Below are 18,346 nucleotides of genomic sequence, written 5' to 3' on the forward strand. Positions count from 1 at the left end.
AGACTTATTCAAAAAGAACAATTCACAAGGAGTATGAATGTGACTGCGCTAAACCTGATTCCAGGCCAGCTGAGCCTTGCCCAACTGCGCGCCATCTACCAGCAGCCGGTAACCCTCCGCCTGGATGACAGCGCCACGGCGCAGATCGAAGCCAGTGTGGCCTGCGTGGAGCAGATTCTCGCCGAGAACCGCACCGCCTACGGCATCAACACCGGTTTTGGCCTGCTGGCCTCGACCCGCATCGCCAGCGAAGACCTGGAAAACCTCCAGCGTTCGCTGGTGCTGTCCCACGCCGCCGGCGTCGGTGAGCCGATCAGCGATGCGCTGGTGCGACTGGTCATGGTGCTCAAGGTCAACAGCCTGAGCCGTGGGTTCTCCGGGATCCGCCGCCAGGTGATCGACGCGCTGATCGCGCTGATCAACGCCGAGGTGTACCCGCACATCCCGTTGAAAGGTTCGGTCGGCGCGTCCGGCGACCTGGCGCCGCTGGCGCACATGTCCCTGGTGCTGCTCGGCGAAGGCAAGGCGCGTTACAAAGGCGAATGGCTGGAAGCGACCGAAGCTTTGAAAGTCGCGGGCCTGACGCCGCTGACCCTCGCCGCCAAGGAAGGCCTGGCACTGCTCAACGGCACCCAGGTGTCCACCGCCTATGCCCTGCGTGGCCTGTTCGAAGGCGAAGACTTGTTCGCCGGCGCCCTGGCCTGCGGCGGCCTCACCGTGGAGGCGGTGCTGGGTTCGCGTTCGCCTTTCGATGCGCGCATCCACGCGGCTCGCGGCCAACGCGGCCAGATCGATTCCGCTGCGGCCTATCGTGACCTGCTGGGTGAAAGCAGCCAGGTGTCCCAGTCGCACCAGAACTGCGACAAGGTCCAGGACCCTTACTCCCTGCGCTGCCAGCCACAAGTCATGGGCGCGTGCCTGACCCAGTTCCGCCAGGCTGCTGACGTGCTGGTGGTCGAAGCCAACGCCGTGTCGGATAACCCGCTGGTGTTCGCCGCTGAAGGCGACGTGATTTCCGGCGGCAACTTCCACGCCGAACCCGTGGCGATGGCTGCCGACAACATGGCGCTGGCCATCGCCGAAATCGGTTCCCTGAGCGAGCGTCGTATCTCGCTGATGATGGACAAGCACATGTCGCAACTGCCGCCGTTCCTGGTCGGCAATGGCGGGGTGAACTCCGGTTTCATGATCGCCCAAGTGACCGCCGCCGCACTCGCCAGCGAGAATAAGGCACTGGCTCATCCCCATAGCGTCGACAGCCTGCCGACTTCCGCCAACCAGGAAGACCATGTGTCGATGGCCCCGGCTGCCGGCAAACGCCTGTGGGAAATGGCCGAGAACACCCGTGGCATTCTCGCCGTGGAATGGCTGGCCGCGTGCCAGGGCCTGGACCTGCGCGAAGGTCTGAAAACCTCACCGAAGCTGGAAAAAGCGCGTGGGATTTTGCGCGACAAAGTGGCGTTCTACGACAAGGACCGCTTCTTCGCCCCGGACATCAACGCCGCCAGCGAATTGCTCGCCACTCGCTGCCTGAATGAGCTGGTGCCGGCCAGTCTCCTGCCGAGCCTGTAACCGCAACAACCTGTAGTGAGCGGGCTTGCCCCGCGCTGGGCTGCGCAGCGGCCCCAAAACCCGCCGTCGCGTTCTGTCTGAAGACATGCGGTGGCCATTTCAGGGCTGCTTCGCAGCCCAGCGCGGGGCAAGCCCGCTCACTACAGTTGTCAGGCGCCAGGTTTGGATTTTTCTCAGGATAAAAATAATTAAGGACGAGAAATGCACCAGCAAGAAAAGGGTTTGAAACGCGGGCTCAGCGCCCGACATATTCGCTTCATGGCACTCGGTTCCGCGATCGGCACCGGGCTGTTCTATGGCTCGGCCTCTGCGATCCAGATGGCGGGCCCCGCTGTGCTGTTGGCCTACCTGATCGGCGGCGCCGCCGTGTTCATGGTGATGCGCGCTCTCGGCGAAATGGCCGTGCACAACCCGGTCGCCGGCTCCTTCGGCCAGTACGCCAGCACCTACCTGGGCCCAATGGCGGGGTTTATCCTCGGTTGGACCTACGCCTTTGAAATGATCATCGTCTGCCTGGCCGACGTCACCGCCTTCGGCATCTATATGGGCTTCTGGTTTCCCGATGTCGCGCGCTGGGTCTGGGTCCTCGGCATTGTGTTTCTGATCGGCGGCCTGAACCTGTGCAACGTCAAAGTGTTTGGCGAAATGGAGTTCTGGCTGTCGCTGCTCAAGGTCGGCGCCATCGTCGCGATGATCCTCGGCGGTTTCGGCATCATGCTGTTCGGCATCCATTCGGCCGGTGACACCCAGGCCAGCGGTCTCAGCAACCTGTGGGCCCACGGCGGCTTCATGCCCAATGGCATCGGCGGCCTGATTGCCTCGTTCGCGGTGGTGATGTTCGCTTTTGGCGGCATTGAAATCATCGGTATTACCGCCGGCGAAGCCAAGGACCCGCAACGCGTGATCCCCAAGGCGATCAACGCGGTGCCGCTGCGTATCCTGTTGTTCTACGTGCTGACCTTGTTTGTGTTGATGGCGATCTACCCATGGCCGCAGATCGGCAGCCAGGGCAGCCCGTTCGTGCAGATCTTCAGCAACCTGGGCATCGGCTCGGCGGCGACCATCCTCAACATCGTGGTGATCTCGGCAGCCGTCTCGGCCATCAACAGCGACATCTTCGGCGCCGGCCGCATGATGTACGGTCTGGCCCAACAAGGGCAGGCGCCCAAGGGCTTTGCGCAGTTGTCCAAGCACGGCGTGCCGTGGATGACCGTGGTGGTGATGGGCGCGGCGCTGCTGGGCGGTGTGGTGCTCAACTACCTGATCCCGGAAAACGTGTTCCTGCTGATCGCCTCGATTGCGACCTTCGCCACTGTGTGGGTCTGGCTGATGATCCTGTTCACCCAGGTCGCGATGCGCCGCTCGATGACCCAGGAACAAGTCGCCGAGCTGAAATTCCCCGTGCCGTTCTGGCCTTATGCGCCAGCGGCCGCCATCGTCTTCATGCTGTTCGTGTTTGGCGTGCTGGGTTACTTCCCGGACACCCAGGCCGCTTTGCTGGTCGGTGCCGTGTGGATCGTGCTGCTGGTGGTTGCCTACCTGTTGTGGGTCAAGCCTGCAGCCGGGCAAGCGGCCAAGGTGCACTACGACCCGGCTTTGTCTCATCGTTAATTTAGGGAGGCGTTGATGAAAACGCTTTGGCAACACTGCCACGTCGCAACCATGGCCCAGGGCAAATACTCGATCATCGAGGACGCCGCCCTGGTGACCGCCGGTTCGGTCATCGAGTGGGTCGGCCCCCGCAGCCAGGTACCGACGGCGGATTACGCCCAGGTGCATGACCTGCACGGCGCGTGGGTCACCCCCGGGCTTATCGACTGTCACACCCACACGGTGTTCGGTGGCAACCGCAGCGGCGAATTCGAGCAGCGCCTCGAAGGTGTCAGCTACGCCGAGATCGCCGCCAAGGGCGGCGGTATTGCCAGCACCGTGCGTGCCACCCGCGCTGCGACGGAAGATGAGCTGTTTGCCAGCGCTGAAAAGCGCTTGCGCAGTCTGCTGCGCGACGGCGTCACCACCGTGGAGATCAAGTCCGGCTATGGGCTGGACCTGGTCAACGAACGCAAAATGCTGCGCGTCGCTCGTCGCCTCGGCGAGGCGTTGCCGGTCAGCGTGCGCGCCACGTGCCTGGCGGCCCACGCGTTGCCGCCGGAGTACAAGGACCGCGCCGACGATTACATCGACCACATCTGCACCGAAATGCTGCCGGCTTTGGCGGCCGAAGGCTTGGTGGACGCGGTGGATGCGTTCTGCGAATACTTGGCGTTCTCCACCGAGCAGGTGGAGCGCGTGTTCAAAGTCGCCCAGCAACTGGGCCTGCCGGTGAAGCTGCACGCCGAACAGCTTTCGTCGCTGCACGGCTCCAGCCTCGCGGCGCGTTACCACGCGTTGTCGGCGGACCACCTGGAATTCATGACCGAAGAAGACGCCATCGCCATGGCCGCCTCCGGCACCGTCGCGGTCTTGCTGCCCGGCGCGTTCTACTTCCTGCGCGAAACCCAGTTGCCGCCGATGGAGGCCTTGCGCAAACACGGTGTGAAAATCGCCATCGCCAGCGATCTCAACCCCGGCACGTCCCCAGCGCTGTCGGTGCGCCTGATGCTCAACATGGCCTGCACGCTGTTCCGCATGACCCCGGAAGAAGCCCTCGCCGGTGCTACGCACCATGCCGCCACTGCGCTGGGCATGGGCGACACTCATGGTTCGTTGGAGGTGGGCAAGGTTGCGGACTTTGTGGCCTGGCAGATCGATCGTCCTGCCGACCTGGCCTATTGGCTGGGTGGCGAGCTGGATAAACGCGTCGTGCGCCACGGCGTCGACGTCACTGTTTGAGGAGTATTGCTTGTGGATAAGGTTCTGAACTTCACACAAGGCCGCGTGCCGCTGCTGATCAGCATGCCCCACGCCGGCCTGCGCCTCACACCCGCCGTCGAGGCAGGGTTGATCCCCGAGGCGCAAAGCCTGCCGGACACCGACTGGCACATCCCCACGCTGTATGACTTCGCCGAAGCCCTGGGTGCCAGCACCCTGTCGGCCGAATATTCGCGGTTTGTGATCGACTTGAATCGGCCCTCCGACGACAAGCCACTGTATGCCGGTGCCACCACCGGCCTGTACCCGGCCACGTTGTTCGAGGGTGTGCCGTTGTTCCGTGAAGGGCTGGAACCGAGCGAGACCGAGCGCGCCAGTTACCTGCAAAAGATCTGGGGCCCCTATCACCGCACGCTGCAAGAAGAACTGGCGCGGCTCAAGGCCGAGTTCGGTTATGCCTTGCTGTTTGACGCGCATTCGATCCGCTCGGTGATCCCGCACCTGTTCGACGGCAAGTTGCCGGACTTCAACCTTGGCACCTTTAACGGCGCTGCCTGTGATCCAGGGCTGGCCAGCCAGTTGGAGGCCATCTGCGCCACCCATCCGCAGTACACCCATGTACTCAACGGACGTTTCAAGGGCGGCCATATCACCCGGCATTACGGTGACCCGGCGCAGGATATCCATGCTGTGCAGCTGGAGTTGTGCCAGAGCACTTACATGGAAGAGGTTGAGCCGTTCCGTTATCGCCCGGACCTGGCCGAGCCGACGCGGGTGGTGCTCAAGCAATTGCTGGAAGGGGTGTTGGCTTGGGGGCAAGCGCGCTATCGGTGAGTGGTGGTGTTGCTGAAATAGCTATCGGGGGCAAGCCCCCTCCCACATTGAACCGCGGTCATCCAGACAAAACGCGGGCAAGTGTGGGAGGGGGCTTGCCCCCGATGACGGTCTCACTGTCGCTCCTTTGCCGGCAGGCTCTACACGCCGCGGGCGTATCCACTCTGTTGGACCCCGATGGCCGGGGGAGAGAAGGGCTGACACAGGTCTAAGCGCGCAAGGACATGCTCATTGCACAATTCGGGTTTATAGTGCCAGACGGCAAAATAAAAGACGTCCCCCCAGGGATGAACCCGACCCCTTACGGAGCGCGCAATGCAGACTTGGTACCCGCAGATCAAACCCTACGCCCGGCACGATCTGGCAGTCGATGACACCCACACGCTGTACGTCGATGAAAGTGGCTCCCCCGAAGGCTTGCCCGTCGTATTCATCCATGGTGGCCCTGGCGCAGGTTGCGACGCACAGAGCCGCTGCTATTTCGACCCGAACCTGTACCGCATCGTCACCTTCGACCAGCGTGGTTGCGGGCGCTCCACCCCTCGCGCCAGCCTGGAAAACAACACCACCTGGGACCTGGTCGCCGACCTGGAGCGCATCCGCGAGCACCTGGGCATCGACAAATGGGTGCTGTTCGGCGGTTCCTGGGGCTCGACCCTGGCCCTGGCCTACGCGCAAACCCATCCAGAGCGTGTGCATGGCCTGATCGTGCGTGGCATTTTCCTGGCCCGCCCGCAGGATATCGAATGGTTCTACCAGGCCGGTGCCAGCCGTCTGTTCCCGGATTACTGGCAGGATTACATCGCGCCTATCCCGGCGGAAGAGCGCCACGACATGATCGCGGCCTATCACAAGCGTCTCACCGGCAACGACCAGATCGCCCAGATGCACGCGGCAAAGGCCTGGTCCGGCTGGGAAGGCCGCATGCTGGGGCTGTGCCCGAGCCCGCAGCACGTGGAGCGGTTTTCCGAGCCGCAGCGCGCGCTGTCCATCGCGCGTATCGAATGTCACTACTTCACCAACAACTCCTTCCTGGAGCCCAACCAGCTGATCCGCGATATGCACAAGATTGCGCATCTGCCTGGCGTAATCATCCACGGTCGCTACGATATGATCTGCCCGTTGGATAACGCTTGGGAGCTGCATCAGGCGTGGCCCAACAGCGAGCTGCAGGTGATTCGCGAGGCTGGCCATGCGGCGTCGGAGCCTGGTATTACCGATGCGCTGGTCCGCGCGACCGCTGAAATGGCACGGCGCCTGCTTGATCTGCCGCCTGAAGAAGCATGAAGGGCCTGTTGCAACGGGTGCGAGGCGCCCGGGTCGAGGTGGCGGGCGAAATCGTCGGCGCCGTCGATCAGGGGTTGCTGGTGCTGGTGGCTGTCGAGCCTTCGGATACGCCGGAGAGTGCCGATAAACTGCTGCACAAGCTGCTGAACTACCGGGTATTCAGTGACGACGAAGGCAAGATGAACCTATCGCTCAAGGATATCGACGGCGGTTTGTTGCTGGTGTCGCAGTTCACCCTGGCGGCGGATACCAAGAGCGGGCTGCGGCCGAGCTTCTCCACAGCGGCCCCGCCGGCCCTGGGAGCGGCGCTTTTCGATCATTTGCTGTTACAAGCGCAACAATTGCATGGCAAGGTGGCGTCGGGGCGTTTTGGCGCCGATATGCAGGTGCATTTGGTCAATGACGGGCCTGTCACCTTCCTCTTACAGACGTGAATGTATTAAAAACGACTTTTAATGCCTAAAAACGTAGGGTTTCGCTACAAATACTTCGTTATCCCTGATGCGTTGTTTCGCGGGCTACTAGATAATCGCGCGCTACGGGGATCAGCGTTGTTTGGTCCATTTTTGACTTAGGTAGAGACTTGTCCGACAACCGATGGGGAATCATTTTGCCCAAGGGGAGTCGGAACAATGCTCGCCAACCTGGCATATAGATAGCTGGCCGTTGGTTTTTTGATCTGTTTTCGGCGAGGGTTGCTCGTGATTGTTAGTCCCTGTAATGCACCAAAATTGTCAGCCAAACGGTTACGAAACGCACTGGTGACGGGCTCTGCCCTGTTTTGCCTGTTCGGCGCGGGTCAACTGTGGGCATTCAGTCTGGATGATGTGTCGGCCAAGGCAAAAGAGCTGGCCGGGCAGAAATACGAAGCTCCGCGTAGCAATCTGCCGAACGAATTCCGCGAAATGAAATTCGCGGACTACCAGAAGATTCGTTTCCGCAACGAAAAAGCCGAGTGGGCCGATCAGAACACCCCGTTCAAGCTGTCCTTCTATCACCAGGGTATGCACTTCGATACACCGGTGAAAATCAATGAAGTCACCGCCGACAGCGTCCAGGAAATCAAGTACGACCCGACGCGTTTCGATTTCGGCGACGTGAAGTTTGATCCTAAAGCCACCGAACAGCTGGGTTATGCCGGCTTCCGTGTGCTGTACCCGATCAACAAGGCCGACAAGCAAGACGAAATCATGACCATGCTCGGCGCGAGCTACTTCCGCGTGGTCGGCAAGGGTCAGTCGTATGGCCTGTCCGCCCGTGGCATGGCGATCGATACTGCATTGCCGTCCGGCGAAGAATTCCCGCGCTTCACCGAGTTCTGGATCGAACGTCCAAAGCCGGGTGAGAAACAACTGGTGATCTTTGCCCTGTTGGACTCGCCACGGGCTACCGGCGCTTATCGCCTGATCCTGCGTCCGGGCACCGACACCATTGTCGATGTGAAATCCCAGATGTTCCTGCGCGACAAGGTCACCAAACTGGGCGTAGCCCCGTTGACCAGCATGTACCTGTTCGGTGCGAACCAGCCGTCCAAAGTGCTGAACTACCGTCGCGAGCTGCACGACTCCAGCGGTCTGTCGATCCATGCCGGCAATGGCGAGTGGATCTGGCGTCCGCTGAACAACCCTAAACACCTGTCGGTCAGCAACTTCACCGTAGAGAACCCGAAAGGTTTCGGCCTGCTGCAACGCGGCCGCGACTTCAGCCACTACGAAGACCTCGACGACAACTACGACAAGCGCCCAAGCGCCTGGATCGAGCCTGAGGGCGACTGGGGCAAAGGCACCGTCAACCTGGTAGAGATTCCGACCGCCGATGAAACCAACGACAACATCGTTGCCTTCTGGAGCCCGGAAAAACTGCCGGAAGTGGGCCAGCCGCTGGACGTTTCCTACCGCCTGCACTGGACCATGGACGAGAAAGCCTTGCACCCGGCCGACAGCGCCTGGGTCAAGCAGACCCTGCGCTCCACCGGTGACGTGAAGCAATCCAACTTGATCCGCCAGCCTGACGGCAGCGTGGCCTACCTGGTCGACTTCGAGGGCCCGTCCCTCAAGGCGCTGCCGGCGGATGCCCCGGTGCGCAGCCAGGTCAGTGTCAGCGACAACGCCGAGCTGGTTGAAAACAGCGTGCGCTACAACGAGCACACCAAAGGCTGGCGCTTGACCCTGCGCATGAAGATCAAGGACGCAGGCAAGCCGACCGAAATGCGCGCGGCGCTGGTGCAGGATGTTGTACCGCCGGCCCCTGAGCAGGACTCGAGCCACGTGCTCAAGGCTGACAAGGTCCTGGCCAAGCAACACGAGAAACAGGCCAAGAAAGACGCGAAAGACAAGGAAGCCAAGCAGCCAGAAGCTGCCCCAGCCACGCCGGAGCCGATCAAGACCGAACAAGTCCTGACCGAAACCTGGAGCTATCAGTTGCCTGCCGATGAGTAATTCTCAAGTAACGCCTGAGACTCTGTCCGAGTACCTGGCGCATCTACCGATGACCGCTGAGCAGCGCGCCGAACTGGCGGGCTGCACATCCTTCACCGAGTTGCACGAGCGTTTGTCGTCGTCGACGTTCGACGCGCCCACCGATGCCGCCCAGGCGTCGGTAGGCCGCCGTTTGACCCTCAACACGGCCGAAGAGCTGCAAGACGCCGAAATGCTGGTGCTGGATGCCAGCGGCCGTGTGTGCCTCAAGGCCACGCCGCCGATTCGTCGTACCCGTGTGGTGCCGGAGCCCTGGCGTACCAATATCCTGGTGCGCGGCTGGCGTCGTCTCACCGGCCGCAGCAACCCGCCGGCCCCGCCGAAGGATGAGCGCGTATTGCCGGCCGCCCGCTGGCGTACCGTGGGTTCGATCCGTCGTTACATCCTGCTGGTGCTGATGCTCGGCCAGACCATCGTGGCCGGCTGGTACATGAAAGGCATCATGCCGTACCAGGGCTGGTCGCTGGTCGACTTCGACGAAATCCGCAACCAGACCTTGTTGCAAACCGCTACCCAGGTACTGCCTTACGCCCTGCAAACCAGCATCCTGATCATGTTCGGGATCTTGTTCTGCTGGGTCTCGGCGGGTTTCTGGACCGCGTTGATGGGCTTCCTGGAACTGCTCACCGGCCACGATAAATACCGGATCTCCGGTAAGAGTGCCGGCGACGAGCCGATCCCTAAAGACGCCCGCACCGCGTTGGTGATGCCGATCTGCAACGAAGACGTGCCGCGTGTATTCGCGGGTCTGCGTGCGACGTTCGAATCGGTCGCCGCCACCGGTGACCTCGACCGCTTCGACTTCTTCGTGCTCAGCGACAGTAATGACGCCGACATCTGCATCGCCGAACAGCAAGCCTGGCTCGACGTGTGCCGTGAAGCGGGTGGTTTCGGCAAGATCTTCTATCGCCGCCGTCGCCGTCGCGTAAAGCGCAAGAGCGGCAACCTCGACGACTTCTGCCGTCGTTGGGGCGGTGACTACAAATACATGGTCGTGCTCGACGCCGACAGCGTCATGAGCGGCGAATGCCTGACCAGCCTGGTGCGCCTGATGGAAGCCACGCCGGACGCCGGGATTATCCAGACCGCGCCGCGTGCGTCGGGCATGGACACCCTGTATGCACGCATGCAGCAGTTCGCGACCCGCGTCTACGGCCCGCTGTTTACCGCCGGCCTGCACTTCTGGCAGTTGGGTGAATCCCACTACTGGGGTCACAACGCGATTATCCGCATGAAGCCGTTTATCGAGCATTGCGCCCTGGCGCCATTGCCGGGCAAAGGCGCGTTCGCCGGTTCCATTCTGTCCCATGACTTTGTTGAAGCCGCGCTGATGCGTCGTGCCGGCTGGGGCGTGTGGATTGCCTACGACCTGCCGGGCAGCTACGAAGAACTGCCGCCGAACCTGCTGGACGAACTCAAGCGTGACCGTCGCTGGTGCCACGGTAACCTGATGAACTTCCGCCTGTTCCTGGTCAAGGGTATGCACCCGGTGCACCGCGCGGTGTTCCTGACCGGTGTGATGTCCTACCTGTCGGCACCGTTGTGGTTCCTGTTCCTGGTGCTGTCCACGGCCCTGCTGGCAGTGAACACCCTGATGGAGCCGCAGTACTTCATGGCGCCACGCCAGCTTTACCCACTGTGGCCGCAATGGCATCCGGACAAAGCGGTGGCGCTGTTCTCCACCACCATCGTGCTGTTGTTCCTGCCGAAGCTGCTGAGCATCATCCTGATCTGGGCCAAAGGCGCGAAAGAGTTCGGCGGCAAGTTCAAGGTGACCTTGTCGATGCTGCTGGAGATGCTGTTCTCCATGCTGCTGGCACCGGTACGGATGATCTTCCACACCCGTTTCGTACTCGCCGCGTTCCTCGGCTGGGCCGCGACCTGGAACTCGCCGCAGCGTGACGATGACTCCACCCCATGGGGTGAAGCGATCAAGCGCCATGGCACCCAGACCTTGCTCGGCTTCTTTTGGGCGTTGCTGGTGGTGTGGTTGAACCCAAGCTTCCTGTGGTGGCTGGTGCCGATCGTGGGTTCGCTGATGCTGTCGATCCCGGTGTCGGTGATTTCCAGCCGTGTCGGGCTGGGCCTCAAGTCCCGCGACGAGAGCCTGTTCCTGATCCCTGAGGAATACAATCCGCCGCAAGCGCTGCTGTCCACCGACAAGTACACCCACGAAAACCGTTGGCATGCGCTGAATGACGGCTTTGTGCGCTCGGTGGTCGACCCGCAGCAGAACGCCCTGGCCTGTGCCCTGGCGACCTCGCGTCACGCGCAGGCCGAGCCGATTGAGTACCTGCGTGCCGAACGTGTGCGTCACGCGTTGAAAGTCGGTCCTGCCGGCCTCAACAACGGTGAACGCCTGGCCTTGCTCAGTGACCCGGTAGCCCTGGCTCGCCTGCACGAGCAGGTCTGGAGCGAAGGCCATGCCGAGTGGCTCGCTGCCTGGCGGGAATCGATCAAGGCTGACCCGCACGCGCCGTTGCTGCCGCTGCAACCGCTGTCGTCCCAGGCCCAACCGGCCTGATTCAGACGCCCCCGAGGGTTCTCCTCGGGGGTGTTCCGAACGCTGGTCCTACAGCGTTTTCCGTTACTTTCCCTCTCGGCTTAACCTCTTGTTATTTCGAAACAAAAGACCCTTGTTCGAGGCGTATTGCCGTGCCCGTGGCTGAGTTAGCATCGCCCCGAATTTAACCGGCTACTGGGGTCTTCATGAGCAAAGGCTATTGTTCTGCGCTGCTGATCAGCGCTGTCGCATGGATTCACATGGGCCTGGCACAGGCTGGCGCGATTGACGACGCCGTTCGACGCGGCGCGCTCAAGGTCGGCACCACGCCCACCTACGTGCCCTTCGAAATGACCGATAAACAGGGACGCATCGTCGGCTTTGAAATCGACCTGCTCAAGGTCATGAGCCAAGCCTTGGGGGTCGAGCTTGAATTGGTCACTGTGCCCTACACCGAGCTGGTGGCGGGGTTGCAGGCAAAGAAATTCGACCTGATCGGCAGCGGCATGACCGTCACCCAGGAACGCAACCTCAAGCTCAACTTCAGCGACTCGTTCATCGTGGTCGGCCAGTCGGTGTTGTTGCACCCAAGGCTTCTGGGCAAGGTCAGCAGTGTCGAGGACCTGGATGACGCCAGTTACCGGATCGCCACCACCGAAGGCACCACGGGTGAGGCGGCAGCACGACGGTTTTTGGGGGCGGCCCGCATCAGCAGTTTTGCCACTCCGGAAGAAGGGGTACGCCAGGTGTTGGCGGGAGCGGCCGATGCTTTTATTCATGACGCACCCTACAACCTGATCGCCCTGACCCGCCCGGAAAACAGCACGCTGCTGGCACTTGAGCAACCCTTTACCTTCGAACCCTTGGCATTCGGCTTGAAAAAGGGCGATTTCGACAGCCTCAACTGGATCAACCATTTTCTTAATCAAGTGGCCCAGGATGGGACCTACGATCGCCTGCACGACAAGTGGTTTAAAGACACCGATTGGTGGGTGGAAATCGACTGAAAGTCATAACTGCTTACACATCAACCGGTTGCCGGTACTCCTCTGCGTAAGTGTCTGCCCCTGAGCTTTGCCGCACCGATGTGGGGCTTTTCCGACATATGCCGATAACAAATAGCCGTGAAACCTTTGTGACGAGCAACGAGTGGGTTAGGATCGCACCCCGAAATGGTGCAGCCCTTTTGCGCGCCGACCTTACAAGAATCGTTCAGGGGACTTGATGATGAAAAAGTATCTTTCGATGCTGCTGCTCGGCGTCACCGCACTGGTCGCGGCCACTGCGGCCCAGGCGGGTGCGATCGATGATGCGGTCAAGCGCGGCACGCTGAAAGTCGGCATGGACCCGACCTACATGCCGTTCGAAATGACAGACAAGCGCGGTGAAATCATCGGCTTCGAAGTCGACATCCTCAAGGCCATGGCCAAGTCCATGGGGGTCAAGCTGGAGCTGGTATCCACCGGCTACGACGGCATTATCCCCGCCTTCCTGACCGGCAAGTTCGACATGATCGGCAGCGGCATGACCCTGACTCAGGAACGCAACCTGCGCCTGAACTTCAGCGAACCCTTCATTGTGGTCGGCCAGACCCTGCTGATCCGCAAGGAACTGGAAGGCACCATCAAGTCCTACAAAGACTTGAACGATGAGAAATACCGCCTGACTTCCAAGCTGGGCACCACCGGTGAGATGGTCGCCAAAAAGTTGATCTCCAAAGCCAAGTACCACGGCTACGACAACGAGCAGGAAGGCGTGCTGGACGTGGTCAACGGCAAGGCCGATGCCTTTGTGTATGACGCGCCGTACAACGTGGTTGCCGAGAAAAAGGTCGGCAATGGCAAGCTGGTGTTCCTGGAAGAACCCTTCACCTTCGAACCCCTGGCGTTTGGCCTGAAGAAAGGCGACTACGACAGCATCAACTTCATCAACAACTTCCTGCACCAGATCCGCAACGACGGCACCTACGATCGCATCCATGACAAGTGGTTCAAGAGCTCCGAGTGGCTCAAGGACATGGAATAAGGCTGGCGCGCGCCCGACTCTTTTGGATACTGAGTAAATGAAACAGAAAAAAGCCCAATGGCCCTGGCACCTGCTGACTGTGGTCGTGCTGGTTGGCCTGGCCGGTGCGCTGTACTACGCCACCTCGCTGATGTCCTACGAATGGCGCTGGAACCGCGTACCGCAGTACTTCGCCTACCAGGCTGAAGAGTCCCAACGCGCCGCTGACATCTCCACGGTTGTCGAGCTGGTCCGCAAAGGCGACGTCGCCGAAGTGACCTTGCGCAACGACGCCGGCACCGAGCAAAAACTGACTGTTGCCGACAACAGCCTGCAAGTGGCGCGCGGTGACGATGTCGCCGAAGGCGATGTGGTGGGCGTGACCCGGCATTGGGCGTTGGGGCCATTGATGTGGGGCTTGTGGACCACGCTATGGTTATCGGTGGTGTCCGGAATCCTCGGCCTGGCGATTGGTCTGGCGACCGGCTTGTGCCGCTTGTCCAGCAACCCGACCTTGCGTGATCTGTCGACGATCTACGTCGAGCTGGTGCGCGGTACGCCGCTGTTGGTGCAGATCTTCATCTTCTATTTCTTTATCGGTACGGTGCTCAACCTGTCCCGGGAATTCGCCGGGATTGCGGCGCTGTCGCTGTTTACCGGTGCCTATGTGGCTGAAATCGTCCGCGCCGGTGTGCAGTCCATTACCCGTGGCCAGAACGAAGCCGCGCGCTCCCTGGGCCTGAGTGCCAGCCAGTCGATGCGCCATGTGGTACTGCCGCAGGCGTTCAAGCGCGTGCTGCCACCGCTGGCCGGGCAATTTATCAGCCTGGTCAAGGACACGTCCCTGGTGTCGGTGATCGCGATTACCGAATTGCTCAAGAGTGGCCGTGAAGTGATCACCACTTCATTTTCGCCGTTTGAAATCCTGTTCTGCGTGGCAGGCCTGTACCTGCTGATCAACCTGCCGCTGTCGAAAATGGCCAGCCGGCTTGAGCGGAGGCTCGCGCAAAGTGATTGAAGTCCGCGATCTGGTAAAAGTCTTCGACACCCGTGGCCATGTGGTCCGTGCGGTGGACCATGTGACCACCCAGGTGGCCAAGGGCGAAGTGCTGGTGGTGATCGGCCCGTCCGGCTCCGGCAAGTCCACGTTCCTGCGTTGCCTCAACGGCCTGGAGGAGTTCGACTCCGGCTCGGTGAGCATCGACGGTTTGCAACTGGCCGACCCGAAGACCGACGTGAACGCCTACCGCCGCGAAGTCGGCATGGTGTTCCAGCACTTCAACCTGTTTCCGCACATGACCGTGCTGGAAAACCTGTGCCTGGCGCAGAAAGTCGTGCGCAAGCGCGGCAAGCAGGAGCGCGAGGCCAAGGCCCTGGCGCTGCTGGAGAAGGTCGGCATTGCACAGAAGGCCAATGAGTTCCCCTCACGCTTGTCCGGCGGCCAACAGCAACGAGTCGCGATTGCCCGGGCGTTGGCCATGGAGCCCAAGGTGATGCTGTTTGATGAGCCCACCTCGGCCCTCGACCCGGAAATGGTCGGCGAAGTGCTGGACGTGATGAAGACGCTCGCCTTGGAGGGCATGACCATGGTCTGTGTGACCCACGAAATGGGCTTTGCCCGTGAAGTGGCGGACCGCGTGCTGTTCTTCGATCATGGCAAGTTGCTGGAAGATGCGGCCCCGGCCGAGTTCTTCGACTCACCGAAAGACCCTCGCGCCCAGGCGTTCCTGCGCCAGGTCCTGTAGTAAACACTTCCAGAGCGCTAAAAGTTGACCTGCAGTGAGCGAGCTTGCTCGCGCTGGGCCGCGTAGCGGCCCCCATAAACCCATCCGCGTTTTTAAGCCAAATCGCAGTGGCAGGTTTTTAGGGCCGCTTCGCAGCCCAGCGCGAGCAAGCTCGCTCGCCACAACAAGCCCGTCGCCACACATGTGGTGAGTCTCAGAGCCTGAATTTGCCGACCAGTGTCTGCAGGTCAAGGCTCAATCTCGTCAACTGAACGCTCGCCGCCGCCGTTTCCTCGCTGGCGGCTGCGGTTTGTTCGGAAACATCCCGTACCTTCAACACACTGCGATTGATCTCCTCGGCCACGGCGCTTTGTTGTTCGGCGGCGGCGGCAATCTGCGGGTTCATTTCCTGGATGATCGATACCGTCCGGGCAATCGCCGCCAGTGCGTCGCCGGCGTCGCGGGTCAGGCCGACGCTGTGGTCGGTCAGGTGGCGGCTGCTGTCCATGATGTCGGCGACCTGTTGTGTACCGGCGTGCAGGCCGCTGATCAGCCCTTCGATTTCTTCGGCCGATTCCTGGGTGCGTTGCGCCAGGCTGCGTACTTCATCGGCTACCACCGCAAACCCTTCACCGGCATTGCCCGCGCGTGCGGCTTCGATGGCCGCGTTCAGCGCCAACAGGTTGGTTTGCTGGGACACGGACTTGATCACGTCCAGCACACTGCCGATTTTTTGGCTCTCCTGCTGCAGTGCCAGCATGGCGCGGCTGGACAGGGCCATTTCACTGGCCAGATGGCCGATCTCCTCAATGGCTTGTGCAACCACCTTGTCACCGGCGCTGGCCTGTTGGTCCGCTTCATTGGCCGCGATAGACGCCTGCTCGGCGTGCCGGGCGACCTCCTGGGCGGTGGCGAGCATTTCGTTCATGGCGGTGGCCACCTGATCGGTTTCGTCCTTTTGGTTGCTGAGCCCGGCGCGGGTCTGCTCGGAGACAGTGGACAGCTGTGTGGCGGCACTGGCGATTTGTCGGGCGCTGTCGCCAATACCGCTGATCAGGCCGCGCAGGTTGCGCGCCATTTGCCCGATGCTTTGCTGCAACTGGCCCAACTCATCCCGACGTTCCACCACCCCACTGTCGCTCAGGTTGCCCTCGGCAATGCGGTTGGCGGCTGCCAAGGCTTGGTGCAGCGGCAGCGCGATTTGGCGGGCGATCCACCAGGCCGCCAACGCCCCCAGCAACAGGGCGGCAACCGTGACGCTGACAAGCAACATGCGGGTGTGTTCCGCCTCGCTGTCACGCTTGACGATCTGGCTCTGGCTCACCCGTTCGGTTTGCTCGAGTAACTGGTTGAGCTGTTGCTCGAAGCGGTTTTGCGCGGTTTCGGTGGTGACTTGAGCGTCCTTGAGCATCAGTAGCTGCGCGCGATAATCCGCCAGGTCGGTTTCAAGCAACGTCGAGTCTACCGGCAGTCGCGTGACAGCGGCTTGAGCGATGGCCAGGGTGTCGAGCGCCTTGCCGAGCGTTTCTGCATAGGCCTGTAATGATTCCGCGGCCCAGGCAGGGCTGCGGGCACGCTCCTCCGCCTGCTCTATGGTTTGACGCAGGTTCTCGATGGCATCGAGTGCCTGCTGATCCTGCTGGTCGGGCAGTTCACTGGCCAACTGAGCGAGTGTATCGCCGGCCTGGAGTGTGGCCTTTTGCAGCAGGGGGTGGATGTTTTCGCGTCGTTCGATCAGCGGCGCCAGCTCCACGAGTACGGCTTTGAAACCGGCCACCAGGCGTCTCGCTTCCTGCAGGCTCTGCAAGTCGGCCGGATCTTTGAGGTGGTCTTGCAAGTAGTCGAGGTGCTGGTCGATTGTTCCAATCTGCAGGGTCATTTTGCCCAGGCTGGTGGCGTCTGTCAGGGTGCGGTACACGATACGATCGGCGCGCATGGCCTCTGCGACAGCGGCCAGTTGGCCCAGCACGATCAAGTTGCTTGAGCGGAAAAGCACCGCATTCAAGGCTTGCCAGCCGGTCATGGCGATGGCGAGGCTGAGGACCAGCACCTGGCCGAACCCCAGGGCAAGTTTGAGTCGGACGCTGGCGTTGACCAGCAAGCGGGTCAGCCGAGGAAACATGGTGAACCTCCAAATCTGATAAAGCGCGTAGACACGCTAATTCGATTCGGAGTGATGGAGGGCTGATAACTGTGTAGGAATTTTCACAAGTTGCGGCGGCCTCGACCGGCCGCCGCCGTAAGAACCGTCAGATACGGAAGCGCCCGACCAGGGTTTGCAGGTAGATACCCAGGCGCGCCAGCTCAGCGCTGGAGGCTGCGGTTTCTTCGCTGGCCGAAGAGGTTTGTTCCGACACATCGCGCACGTTCAACACACTGCGGTTGATCTCCTCGGCCACCGCGCTTTGCTGCTCGGCCGCCGTGGCGATCTGCGAATTCATCGCCTGGATGGTCGAGACCGTACGGGTGATGTTCGCCAGGGCGCTACCGGCACGGCGGGTCAGCTCGACGCTGCTGTCGGTCAGGCCACGGCTGTTGTCCATGATGCTTGCGACCTGTTGGGTGCCGTTTTGCAGGCCGACGATCAGCTCTTCGATCTCTTCGGTGGACTTCTGTGTGCGCTGGGCCAGGCTGCGTACCTCGTCCGCCACCACGGCGAAACCTCGCCCGGCTTCGCCGGCACGTGCGGCTTCAATCGCGGCGTTGAGGGCCAGCAGGTTGGTTTGCTGGGCCACGGACTTGATCACGTCGAGCACGCTGCCGATTTTGTCGCTTTCGCGCTTCAGGTCGCCCATGGCCGCCGTGGAGTTGCCCACTTCGGTGGCCAAGCGTTCGATCTGGGCGATGGCTTCGCCGACCACTTTGTCGCCTTCACGGGCCTGCTGGTCAGCGGCCACGGCAGCTTCGGAGGCTTCCTCGGCGTTGCGCGCCACTTCTTGCACGGTGGCGGCCATTTCGTTCATGGCGGTGGCGACCTGGTCGGTCTCGACTTTCTGGCTGTTGACCCCGGCGCTGGTTTGCTCGGTCACGGCGGACAGCTGTTCAGCGGCGCTGGCGATTTGGGTGACGCCGTCGCTGATGCCACCGATCAGCTCACGCAGGCCGACGGTCATGCTTTGCATGGCGCGTTGCAG

Annotated in this window: 13 protein-coding genes and 1 pseudogene; 12 read left to right on the forward strand and 2 right to left on the reverse strand. The window is 61.5% G+C overall.

The annotated features are described in order from the left end of the window. Positions 1-33 precede the first annotated feature (33 nt). From hutH to QCBJ_RS01305, 12 genes and pseudogenes are all read left to right on the forward strand, one after another. Positions 34-1,572, forward strand: a complete 1,539-nt coding sequence (gene hutH, locus QCBJ_RS01250; RefSeq protein ID WP_102059967.1) for a histidine ammonia-lyase — start codon at positions 34-36, stop codon at positions 1,570-1,572. A 201-nt stretch (positions 1,573-1,773) separates the two neighbouring features. Beyond that, on the forward strand, positions 1,774-3,183 hold the full coding sequence (locus QCBJ_RS01255; protein ID WP_046034002.1) for an amino acid permease: 1,410 nt from the start codon (positions 1,774-1,776) through the stop codon (positions 3,181-3,183). 15 nt (positions 3,184-3,198) lie between these two features. Beyond that, a complete protein-coding gene (hutI, locus tag QCBJ_RS01260) occupies positions 3,199-4,404 on the forward strand; it encodes an imidazolonepropionase (RefSeq protein ID WP_102059968.1) in 1,206 nt (401 codons plus the stop codon). Between the two features lie 12 nt (positions 4,405-4,416). Beyond that, on the forward strand, positions 4,417-5,217 hold the full coding sequence (gene hutG, locus QCBJ_RS01265) for an N-formylglutamate deformylase (protein ID WP_102059969.1): 801 nt from the start codon (positions 4,417-4,419) through the stop codon (positions 5,215-5,217). A 315-nt stretch (positions 5,218-5,532) separates the two neighbouring features. Beyond that, positions 5,533-6,504: a prolyl aminopeptidase gene (pip, locus tag QCBJ_RS01270; RefSeq protein ID WP_012721782.1), complete on the forward strand. Its 972-nt coding sequence runs from the start codon at positions 5,533-5,535 to the stop codon at positions 6,502-6,504. Further along, a complete protein-coding gene (gene dtd, locus QCBJ_RS01275) occupies positions 6,501-6,938 on the forward strand; it encodes a D-aminoacyl-tRNA deacylase (protein WP_012721783.1) in 438 nt (145 codons plus the stop codon). Before pip ends, dtd begins: the two co-directional genes overlap by 4 nt. Before the next feature lie 267 nt (positions 6,939-7,205). Continuing rightward, positions 7,206-8,942, forward strand: coding sequence for a glucan biosynthesis protein G (locus tag QCBJ_RS01280; protein WP_102059986.1), 1,737 nt, complete (start codon positions 7,206-7,208; stop codon positions 8,940-8,942). Further along, positions 8,935-11,507, forward strand: a pseudogene (gene mdoH, locus QCBJ_RS01285) (glucans biosynthesis glucosyltransferase MdoH); the annotation flags it as partial. The gene QCBJ_RS01280 and the pseudogene mdoH, both read left to right, overlap by 8 nt. Before the next feature lie 183 nt (positions 11,508-11,690). After that, positions 11,691-12,491 carry a transporter substrate-binding domain-containing protein gene (locus QCBJ_RS01290; RefSeq protein ID WP_102059970.1) on the forward strand — a complete coding sequence of 267 codons (801 nt, stop codon included), beginning with the start codon at positions 11,691-11,693 and terminating at the stop codon, positions 12,489-12,491. 220 nt (positions 12,492-12,711) lie between these two features. Continuing rightward, positions 12,712-13,509 carry a transporter substrate-binding domain-containing protein gene (locus tag QCBJ_RS01295; RefSeq protein ID WP_046034015.1) on the forward strand — a complete coding sequence of 266 codons (798 nt, stop codon included), beginning with the start codon at positions 12,712-12,714 and terminating at the stop codon, positions 13,507-13,509. A gap of 37 nt (positions 13,510-13,546) precedes the next feature. After that, positions 13,547-14,506, forward strand: a complete 960-nt coding sequence (locus QCBJ_RS01300) for an amino acid ABC transporter permease (protein ID WP_012721788.1) — start codon at positions 13,547-13,549, stop codon at positions 14,504-14,506. After that, positions 14,499-15,233: an amino acid ABC transporter ATP-binding protein gene (locus tag QCBJ_RS01305; RefSeq protein ID WP_032890203.1), complete on the forward strand. Its 735-nt coding sequence runs from the start codon at positions 14,499-14,501 to the stop codon at positions 15,231-15,233. Before QCBJ_RS01300 ends, QCBJ_RS01305 begins: the two co-directional genes overlap by 8 nt. Positions 15,234-15,426: 193 nt before the next feature. Here QCBJ_RS01305 and QCBJ_RS01310 read toward each other — a convergent pair whose 3' ends face one another. Both QCBJ_RS01310 and QCBJ_RS30610 read right to left on the reverse strand, forming a co-directional pair. Next, the gene (locus tag QCBJ_RS01310) at positions 15,427-17,334 is read right to left on the reverse strand and encodes a methyl-accepting chemotaxis protein (RefSeq protein WP_102059971.1); all 1,908 of its coding nucleotides are present in this window, start codon (positions 17,332-17,334) and stop codon (positions 15,427-15,429) included. A 127-nt stretch (positions 17,335-17,461) separates the two neighbouring features. Continuing rightward, a complete protein-coding gene (locus tag QCBJ_RS30610; RefSeq protein WP_370636884.1) occupies positions 17,462-18,334 on the reverse strand; it encodes a methyl-accepting chemotaxis protein in 873 nt (290 codons plus the stop codon). Positions 18,335-18,346 lie beyond the last annotated feature (12 nt).

The organism is Pseudomonas sp. QC2 (genome assembly GCF_002859085.1).
In the GTDB taxonomy this organism is placed as follows: Bacteria; Pseudomonadota; Gammaproteobacteria; order Pseudomonadales; family Pseudomonadaceae; genus Aquipseudomonas; species Aquipseudomonas petroselini.